Origin of the sequence: Acinetobacter sp. UBA2581, from assembly GCF_002339435.1 — a bacterium.
In the GTDB taxonomy this organism is placed as follows: Bacteria; Pseudomonadota; Gammaproteobacteria; order Pseudomonadales; family Moraxellaceae; genus Acinetobacter; species Acinetobacter variabilis.
This window is the reverse complement of sequence record NZ_DDLD01000028.1, coordinates 1-9,675: the sequence shown is the minus strand read 5'-3', so window position 1 is coordinate 9,675 and position 9,675 is coordinate 1. Positions and strand designations below refer to the sequence as shown.

11 protein-coding genes and 1 pseudogene are annotated in these 9,675 nt (G+C 40.7%); 11 read left to right on the top strand and 1 reads right to left on the bottom strand.

Annotated features, from left to right (window positions below; all coding sequences use genetic code 11):
* A pseudogene (locus tag B3Q46_RS03465) lies at positions 1-217 on the bottom strand (transposase); the annotation flags it as partial.
* Positions 218-423: 206 nt separating this feature from the next.
* On the opposite strand from B3Q46_RS03465, the gene B3Q46_RS03460 reads away from it, so the two are divergent.
* The 11 genes from B3Q46_RS03460 (at position 424) to B3Q46_RS03410 (ending at position 9,562) form a co-directional block, all read left to right on the top strand.
* The gene (locus tag B3Q46_RS03460) at positions 424-816 is read left to right on the top strand and encodes a GNAT family N-acetyltransferase (RefSeq protein WP_005100604.1); all 393 of its coding nucleotides are present in this window, start codon (positions 424-426) and stop codon (positions 814-816) included.
* 115 nt (positions 817-931) lie between these two features.
* Entirely contained in the window at positions 932-2,539 is a 1,608-nt protein-coding gene (locus B3Q46_RS03455) for a purine-cytosine permease family protein (protein WP_005100602.1), read from the top strand.
* A 406-nt stretch (positions 2,540-2,945) separates the two neighbouring features.
* Positions 2,946-3,428: an urease accessory protein UreE gene (gene ureE / locus B3Q46_RS03450; RefSeq protein ID WP_005100601.1), complete on the top strand. Its 483-nt coding sequence runs from the start codon at positions 2,946-2,948 to the stop codon at positions 3,426-3,428.
* The gene (locus tag B3Q46_RS03445; protein ID WP_005100599.1) at positions 3,415-4,080 is read left to right on the top strand and encodes an urease accessory protein UreF; all 666 of its coding nucleotides are present in this window, start codon (positions 3,415-3,417) and stop codon (positions 4,078-4,080) included. The genes ureE and B3Q46_RS03445 overlap by 14 nt, the downstream gene beginning before the upstream one ends.
* A 17-nt stretch (positions 4,081-4,097) precedes the next feature.
* A complete protein-coding gene (gene ureG, locus B3Q46_RS03440; protein ID WP_005100598.1) occupies positions 4,098-4,712 on the top strand; it encodes an urease accessory protein UreG in 615 nt (204 codons plus the stop codon).
* Positions 4,713-4,726: 14 nt separating this feature from the next.
* Entirely contained in the window at positions 4,727-5,293 is a 567-nt protein-coding gene (locus tag B3Q46_RS03435; protein ID WP_005100597.1) for a HupE/UreJ family protein, read from the top strand.
* 71 nt (positions 5,294-5,364) lie between these two features.
* Entirely contained in the window at positions 5,365-6,243 is an 879-nt protein-coding gene (locus B3Q46_RS03430) for an urease accessory protein UreD (RefSeq protein WP_005100596.1), read from the top strand.
* Positions 6,244-6,343: 100 nt separating this feature from the next.
* Complete coding sequence (gene ureA, locus B3Q46_RS03425; RefSeq protein WP_000422459.1) at positions 6,344-6,646, top strand: urease subunit gamma; 303 nt, start codon at positions 6,344-6,346, stop codon at positions 6,644-6,646.
* 19 nt (positions 6,647-6,665) lie between these two features.
* Positions 6,666-6,974, top strand: coding sequence for an urease subunit beta (locus tag B3Q46_RS03420; protein ID WP_005100595.1), 309 nt, complete (start codon positions 6,666-6,668; stop codon positions 6,972-6,974).
* A 42-nt stretch (positions 6,975-7,016) separates the two neighbouring features.
* A complete protein-coding gene (gene ureC / locus B3Q46_RS03415) occupies positions 7,017-8,717 on the top strand; it encodes an urease subunit alpha (protein WP_026056539.1) in 1,701 nt (566 codons plus the stop codon).
* A gap of 80 nt (positions 8,718-8,797) precedes the next feature.
* Positions 8,798-9,562, top strand: a complete 765-nt coding sequence (locus tag B3Q46_RS03410; protein ID WP_004693281.1) for an IS5 family transposase — start codon at positions 8,798-8,800, stop codon at positions 9,560-9,562.
* Positions 9,563-9,675: the final 113 nt, after the last annotated feature.

Below are 9,675 nucleotides of genomic sequence, written 5' to 3'. Positions count from 1 at the left end.
TCAATGCGTAAGTCCTATTAAATAAAGATTTGATCATTAAGCAGCATTGAATAGCCGTATCGGAGTAAGTTTGATTTCGTCCATGTTTTGCTTATGGATGAGCATACCATTGAGTCAAAGGATCAAACCAAATGGAAATATTGCCTCGATTAATTAAGGCGCGCTTATATGTGGACCAATTAGTTGTACGAAAGATTTTGGGTGTAGGTTTATTCATCTAGGAATTATACTGCGGAATAAGACCTTATCGGTAGGTTTGTGCAACAAAGCCGTTTTCAGCTTAAACCTGCACAACGTTTTACTGAATCAGATATTTCAGAAAAATAGGAAATTAACCGTACCCCCATTCGTCAGGCCTTGTATCGCTTAGAATAAGAAGACTACGTTAATGTACATTTCCGTAGGGGGTGGGAAGTCAAACCCTTGGATTTTAAGTTTTATAATGAGCTGTTTGATTTGCGCATGATTTTAGAAAAAGAAGCAGTTAAAGGCCTTTGTGAAATGGATCATGAAACATCGGAAGAGCTACAAGCGTTAAAGAGAATTTGGTTAGTTCCTGTGGAAGAGTATAAACAGGAAACCAAGCAATTGATTTTTGTATTGCCTGAGTATCGTAGACAGGGAATCGCGACAGAGCTTTGCCAGTTGTTATTTGCATATGCACAGCAACAAAATATTCAGCATTTATATTTGCATACGGATCCATTTTTACCTGCGGCAGAAAAGTTTTGGCGGTTGCAAAGTTTTAGTACAGTCAGTCGTGATCAGCTAGGTATGTACGACACGATATATATGTTGAAAAGATTATGCTTATAAAACAATATGATTGTAGCATGTTGGGCTAAATCCTAAAAATTTGATAGAAAAATTAAAAGTTGGCATTAATTTTGCTTTTTTGTGAGAAGTATGAAACTCAGAGATATTTTTTGGTATGCAAAATCAACCTATGCAAGATACTTTTATTGAAAAGCCATCTTCTGCTGCAAACGAAACACTTGAAGACTATACTTTACGTTATGCTCCATATAGTTTCCGTCGTTGGAGTCCTAAAGTCGTCGCAATTACGGCATTAGGAGGTATTGCATATCTGGCAGACTTTTCGATTGGTGCTAGCATTGGTATGACATATGGGACAACGAATGCCATTTTTTCTATTTTATTTGCTGCACTTATTATCTTTTTAACAGGTCTTCCATTAGCTTATTATGCAGCTCGCTATAATATCGATTTAGATCTGATTACGCGTGGTGCTGGTTTTGGATATTTTGGATCGGTACTGACGAGTATTATTTTTGCAAGTTTTACTTTTATTTTCTTCGCTCTCGAAGGTTCTATCATGGCTCAAGGCTTATTGCTTGGGCTCGGAATTCCTTTATGGATGGGCTATCTCATTTCTACTATTATGGTTATTCCATTGGTCATTTATGGGATGAAAGCCTTAAGTACTTTACAAGTTTGGACCACACCTATCTGGTTGATCTTAATGATTGGCCCTGTTGCTTATTTGATTTATCAAGAACCTGAGCTTGTAAGTCAATTCGCTGCTTATGCTGGAAATGGTGGTTTTGCAGCAATAGATGTGGCTGCAATTATGTTGGGTGCTGGAATTTGTTTATCTTTAATTATGCAAATTGGTGAACAAATTGATTACCTACGTTTTATGCCTGCAAAAACTAAAGAAAATAGCAAATCGTGGTGGATAGCTGTTATTTCAGCGGGTCCAGGTTGGGTAATTCTAGGCGCAATCAAACAAATTATTGGTGCTTTCCTTGGTTTTTATTTGCTGACTAAAATTCCTGGGGTGGATAGCACGGAACCTGTACAACAGTTTAACGCAGCTTTCCATGATATGCTTCCAGGTTGGTTTGCACTTACTTTAGCGGTAATTTTGGTTGTTATTTCACAAATCAAGATTAATGTAACAAATGCATATTCGGGTTCATTGGCATGGACCAGTGCTTATACACGTATCAGCAAGCATTATCCAGGTCGTATTGTATTTGTATTGGTTAACCTTGCAATTGCTCTTGCGTTGATGGAAGGTAATATGTTCGCAGTGCTTGGTAAGATTTTAGGTTTTTATTCTAATTTTGCCATTGCATGGGTTGTGGTTGTAGCGACTGATATCACAGTGAATAAATACTTACTGAAGCTCTCTCCAAAAGAACCAGAATATCGCCGTGATATGCTTTATAATATAAACCCAGTAGGTATGGTGTCATTTCTTGTCGCTGCAGGAGTCTCCATTGCAACCTTTTTTGGCATGTTGGGTGAATTTCTAATGCCATATTCACCTTTAATTGCTCTGATTTTGGGCTTTGTTTTGACCCCAATCATGGGTTTAATTACGAAAGGAAAATATTATATTAAAGCTACAGATGATGGGGTAAAAGAACCACGTTATGATGCTACTGGGCTACCTATAGCAACAGTTTATCATTGTGTGTCATGTGATGAAGATTATGAAAGACCTGATATTATGTATTCACATAAGCACAAAGGTGTTATTTGTTCTCTATGTAAGACTTTGGAAAAATAAATGATTTTTCAGATATCTGCTTTTTAATAAGCTGAATTTCGATCAAATCAATAACCCTGATGATTTTGCATCAGGGTTTTTTAATATTTATTGGGGAAAACTCTAGAAAAAGTGCGGGAAAATCTATTCTAATCCAAAGAGTGGATACAACATCCATCTCAAATAACCCGACAGCTGCTATTTTTTTCTTAAATGTCCTGACATCATTTAAATGAGAAATCATATTTTCTTGAAGTTTTCATTTGGAGTTTCTGAGCAATATATACGCTTAAATGTGGTGTATGTAGAAAAATTGGCGCAATAATTGCTTTGAACGTTGGGGTGGTGCATTTTGTGAAAGCGATTTATATTTTGAATCAATTTGAATCAAAAGCAGTCCTAAAACAAAGTCAAGCATGGAGAAAAAATGGAAATTTATACTCAACGATTAGAAGCAGTTACAGAAAATTGTGACTTTGATGTCATTGAGCTGACTTTCGATACGCGCCAAAAGAGCCGTTTTCGTGCAACTTTAAAAAATGGGGTAGATATTGGTGCAGATTTGCCACGCACAGGCATTTTACGCAGTGGATCATATATTTCGACGGAAAGCGGAAATATTCTTAAAGTTGAAGCGAAACCAGAAAAACTGATGAAAGTTTCGGCACAGCAAGAATTTGATTTATTAAAAGCTGCATATCATCTCGGCAATCGTCACGTTCCCTTAATGTTGACGCCAACAGCATTATATTTCGAACCAGATCATGTACTGGCTGAAATGGTAGTGGGTTTGGGATTAAACGTTGCAGAGGTAGATCATCCTTTTGAACCAGAAAGCGGTGCTTATGCACAACATCAACATGATCATCGCTTAAGCCCAATCAAGACTTTACATCATGTCCATCACTAATCCGTCACAACTACTCAGCTTGTTGACCTTGTCATCAACTGCGTTACCGATAGGGGCATATTGCTATTCGCAAGGTGTGGAAAGTGCCATTGATCGAGGGCTGATTCATGATGAAGCCTCCAGCATTGCTTATTTTGAAGAAGTGCTGGAAATGCTCTTGGTTCGTTTTGAGTTGCCAGTGCTGAAACGTTTAATGCAATACAGTGATGACGAAGTAAATTTTACTTACTGGGCAAACTTTTACCGCGCCAGCCGTGAGAGTAAAGAGCTACTGGCAGAATCGAAACAGTTGGCATTTTCTTTAAATGCATGGATTAGAGACGTATTAAAGCAACCCGTTAAAGTGAAAAAACAGCTGGGCTTTGTTCCAGTGTATGGAAACCTGTGTGGCACCTTGGGGCTAAATCAAACAGAAGTACTCACGGCTTATACCTTTACCCTTTTAGAAAATCAGGTCTTGGCGGCAGTTAAAACCGTACCGCTTGGACAGATGAGTGGTCAGCGTATTTTGTGGCATTTACATGCGCTTATTCCCGCAGCAATTACGCGTGCGCTGGCATTGCCAGACACAGAAATCAGTAGTGCTTTACCGCAATATGCCATGCTCAGTATGCACCACGAGACCCAATATTCAAGACTATTCAGATCATAATTTTAAGAGGAAAAAACATGTCACAACGTAGCCCATTACGTGTAGGAATTGGTGGACCAGTCGGGTCGGGTAAAACAGCGCTGACCTTGAATTTATGTCAGGCCTTGCGTGAAAAATATAATATGGCTGTCGTCACCAATGACATTTATACCAAAGAAGATTCAAACTTTTTAACCCGCAATGAAGCCATGTCTCCAGAGCGTATTGTTGGGGTGGAAACAGGTGGTTGTCCGCATACTGCCATTCGTGAAGATGCGTCTATTAACCTCGCGGCAATTGATGATTTATGTGAAAAGTTTGATGGGCTTGAGCTGATTATTATTGAAAGTGGTGGAGATAATTTGGCAGCGACATTTAGTCCTGAGCTTTCAGATTTAACCCTGTATGTGATTGATGTGGCGGGGGGAGAAAAGATTCCACGTAAAGGTGGTCCAGGCATTACCAAATCCGATTTGTTGATTATCAATAAAACCGACTTGGCACCAATGGTCGGCGCAAACCTAAGTGTGATGGACCAAGATGCTAAACGTATGCGTGGCGATAAGCCGTTCTTGTTTAGCAATATGAAAACCAAAGAAGGTTTGGAAATTATTATTTCGTTCATTGAAAAACAAGGTCTATTCAAAGCTTAATTCGGGGAAACACCATGACTTATTTAAAAAGAACTTTAGCCACTTTCGCCGCAGCTTTTCCAATGTGGGCAATGGCACATCCCGGACATGAACAACAGAATAGTTTCTTGACGGGCTTTATTCATCCATTTACTGGAATTGATCACCTCACAATGGCAATCGCTTTTGGTGTGCTGCTGTGGTCAGCGGCTAATCGTTGGAAAGTAGGCGGATTGTTGGGTTTAGTTGTGGCCATGATTGCGGGTTTTAGCCTTGGGCAGTTGCATATCGTTTCCGCAAATATTGCTGAATACGGCATTGTTTTCTCCTTATCTGTTCTTGCCATTGCCCTATGGACCAAAGCCAATCGACTGTTTGCAGTTGCGACTATGGTTTTAGCAAGTTTTCATGGTATGGCGCATGGTGCCGAATTGAGTCATTCAGGTCATGTGATCGGTTTAGTCTTCGGCATGGTTGTTGCTATGTCTTGTATCTACGCAGGTGGCTTGGGTTTAGGTGCATTGGTACAAAAATATGTGCCACATGGTAAGAAAATTGTCGGTGGAATTGCCGCAGTTGTTGCATTGATTGGTTTGGCTTAATGATTTTTAGGTCGTTTTGATGAACAAATTTCAGCACAGCAAATTATTGGTATTGATCACGCAGAGGAAGCATGCAGGATTTAACCGTCAGTCGAACGCATGATGCTCAATTATGGTTTGCCAAGTTGGAACTCGGTTTTCAGGCTCAAAAAGAGCCTGAATGCACGGTGTTACATCACCGCAAACATTATGGTCCTGTTCGGGTACAAAAAATGCTTTGGCCTGAAAAAACAGGGGTTTGCCATGCCATTATTGTGCATCCACCTGCGGGCATTGCGGGTGGGGATCACCTGACTTTTGATATGTCTGTCGATGCGCAGGCTCATGCCTTAGTGACCACCCCGGGCGCAGGTAAATGGTACAAAACCAATGGTAAAAAGGCCTATCAGCATATCAATATTTGTTTGAATGCTGATGCTATTTTTGAATGGCTGCCGCAAGAAACCATGCTGTTTAATGGTGCGAATGCGCATTCAGAAACCATCATTCATTTGGATCATGCAGCCAGTTTTATTGGTTGGGACATGTTGGTCATTGGTCGCCAAGCACGTGAAGAGCAATTTAGTGATGGTGCCTATAGCAACCAGTTCAAATTGTTCCGTAATCAAACTTTGTTGGTGGCAGATACTTTAAGTTTTAAGGGCAATGACCGCTGGTTAAGTTCATGCCTAGGCATGCATGGTCAATCTGTGATGGGGAGTTTCTGGGCCGTGCCCCCCATGCAATATCGTGCCAGTCTAGATTTAGAACAGTATTTGGATTTAATCCGTGAACTGATGATGCGTATGGATGTACCTGTCACCTTAACGGTTTTGGATGATGTGATTTGTGCGCGCTATTTGGGGAATGATGTTCGGCAATGTCACGATGCTTTTGCTGCCATCAGAGCGAAATTAAGACGCTATTGGTACGATCTGGATGAAGAATTCCCACGTATTTGGAGAACTTAAATTCATTTTAGCCTGTAATTTCAAGACCAAATGACACAACGATTTTTGGTCATGTATAGCTCATGAGCGAAGCATCTCCACGTTTAAATAGGTAAAAGATATGGAATTAAATCCAACAGAAAAAGACAAACTTTTAATTTTTACCGCGGGTTTGGTTGCAGAGCGCCGTAAAGCACGTGGTTTAAAGCTGAATTATCCTGAAGCGATTGCGTATATTTCTGCTGCCTTGCTTGAAGGTGCACGCGATGGCATGAGCGTAAGCGAGCTGATGCACTACGGCACGACTTTACTGAGCCGCAATGATGTGATGGATGGCATCGCAGAAATGATTGTTGAAGTCCAAGTTGAAGCAACCTTTCCAGATGGTTCAAAACTGGTGACTGTACATCAACCGATTATGTAAAGAACTATAAGGAATAAAGATGATTCCAGGTGAAGTAATTACGTCAGATCGCGATATTGAGTTAAATGTTGGACGTGAAACCCTAAAAATAACGGTTGCGAACGCTGGGGATCGACCAATTCAAATTGGTTCGCATTTTCACTTTTATGAAGCCAATGATGCTTTGCAATTTGAGCGCGAGCGTGCCAAAGGCTACCGTTTGAATATTGCTGCGGGCACCGCAGTACGGTTTGAGCCGGGTCAGAGCCGAGATGTCGAATTGGTGGCACTAGCAGGAAAGCGTGAAGTGTATGGTTTTGCGGGTCGAGTGATGGGGAAACTTGACTAAGTCGGGCCATCAAAATCTTTTAAGAATTTAGAGTAATCTATGATGAAAATGTCACGTCGTGCATATGCGGAAATGTTCGGACCAACCGTAGGGGATCGTGTTCGTTTGGCGGATACGGAACTGTTTATTGAAGTCGAACAAGACCTGACCACTTATGGTGAAGAAGTTAAATTCGGTGGTGGTAAAGTCATTCGAGACGGCATGGGGCAATCCCAATTGTTGGCAGATGATGTTGCCGATACCGTCATTACCAATGCACTTATTGTCGATTGGTGGGGCATTGTGAAAGCCGATGTCGGTTTAAAGAATGGTCGTATCTGGAAAATTGGTAAGGCGGGAAATCCTGACATACAACCCAATATCACCATTCCGTTGGGAGCGGCCACGGAAGTGATTGCGGGGGAAGGTCAAATTCTAACTGCAGGCGGCATTGACACGCATATTCACTGGATTTGCCCGCAACAGGTAGAAACTGCACTCATGTCAGGTACAACCACTATGATTGGTGGCGGAACAGGTCCAGCAGCAGGGACATCCGCAACCACAGTGACACCGGGACCATGGCATATTGCGACCATGTTGCAAGCCATCGATGATTTACCTATGAATATTGGGCTATTGGGCAAAGGAAATTTGAGTTTGCCCGATCCTGTCCGCGAGCAGATTGAAGCAGGTGTGGTGGGTTTAAAACTGCATGAAGATTGGGGTTCAACCCCTGCTGCCATTGATAACTGTTTGACTGTCGCGGATGAATATGATGTGCAAGTCGCAATTCATACTGATACTTTAAACGAGAGCGGCTTTTTAGAAGAAACGTTGGCGGCATTTAAACAGCGTACCATTCACACCTATCATACTGAAGGTGCAGGTGGTGGTCATGCGCCTGATATTTTAAAAGCTATTGGTCAGGCCAACGTGTTGCCATCTTCAACCAATCCGACGCGCCCATATACGGTTAATACCATTGATGAGCATTTGGACATGCTGATGGTATGTCATCATTTAGATCCTGCGATTTCAGAAGATGTTGCATTTGCCGAAAGTCGAATTCGTCGTGAAACCATTGCCGCGGAAGATATTTTGCAAGATTTGGGCGCAATTTCCATGATGTCGTCTGATTCACAGGCAATGGGGCGTGTGGGCGAAGTGATTATTCGTACATGGCAAACCGCACATAAAATGAAAGTGCAGCGTGGACCGCTAGAAGGTGATACGCCACATACCGATAATCAGCGGGTTAAACGTTATATTGCGAAATATACAATTAATCCAGCCATTACCCACGGTTTGAGTCATGAAGTCGGCTCGGTCGAAGAAGGTAAGCTGGCAGACTTGGTGCTGTGGAAACCTGCATTTTTTGGTGTTAAACCTGCCATGATTATTAAAGGCGGTATGATTGCAGCAGCACCAATGGGGGATATTAATGCGTCCATTCCAACGCCGCAGCCTGTGCACTACCGTCCCATGTTTGGCGCAAATGCCCGCGGTGTGCATAACACCTGTATTACCTTCTTGTCTCAGGCAGGAATTAATAATGGTGTAGCGGAAAAATTAGGTCTGAAGAAAATCATTTCTGCATGTAAAAACACACGTAATATTTCAAAAGCCGATATGAAGCACAACACCTATACACCAGTGATGGAAGTTGATTCGGAAATCTACGAAGTACGGGCAGATGGCATACATTTGACCTGTGAACCAGCAGAATTATTGCCAATGGCACAGCGTTATTTCTTGTTTTAATTAGGGCCTGTTGACATTTTCTGTTCAAAAAAATAGCGAGAAAGTAAAATTTAATCGCCAAACCAAATTTACTTCTCGCTATGCCTCGTACAATGCTGAATGATCAACACTGGTCTAAGTTACTTTCTATTTTCCGAAATTTTGATATCTATTCCAAATCTAATTTGAGAAATTTTGTCGAAGCAATACTTTATAGAATAAGAACAGGCTGCCCATGGCGTGATTTGCCTAAAGAATTTGGTTCGTATAACTCAATCTTTAAAAAATATAATCGTTGGTGTAAAAATGATAAGTTAATGAAAATATTTAAATTAATTTCTTCAAATGCTGATATGGAATGGGTTTTTATTGATGCTAGTCATGTTCGGGCACACCAACATTCTGCTGGAATAAAAGATCAGGATATTTCTAAAAGCATTGGTGGAAATAGTTCTAAAATACACTTAGCTGTTGATGCGGATGGTAATCCAATCGAAATTATTATCTCCGATGGAACGATACATGATGTCAAGATTGCTCCCAAAATGATTGAAAAACTTGATTTGAGTGAAACGGAAGTATGTTGTGCAGACAAAGGATATGACTCTGAATCATTAAGAGAACAAATATCTGTGAAAAAAACTAAAGCGAATATTCCAAGAAAATCAAATACTCAGTCAAATAATGATCATATGGATTGGTATTTATATAAAATCAGACACTTAGTTGAGAATGCATTTTGTAGGTTAAAGCAGTTCAGAGGAATAGCAACACGATATGATAAGCTAAAGTGTAGCTATGAGGGGGCAGTTGCATTAGCTTGTATATTTATTTGGCTACCTTTATCGGGTAAATTCTATACTTGAAATGTCAACAGACCCTACTTAACAGGTAATGATTTAAAATTTATTTTAAAGTGTGACGTGAATAGCTGGGGTGTGTTGACACTTTTAGCTTAAAAAAATAGCGAAGTAGTAAA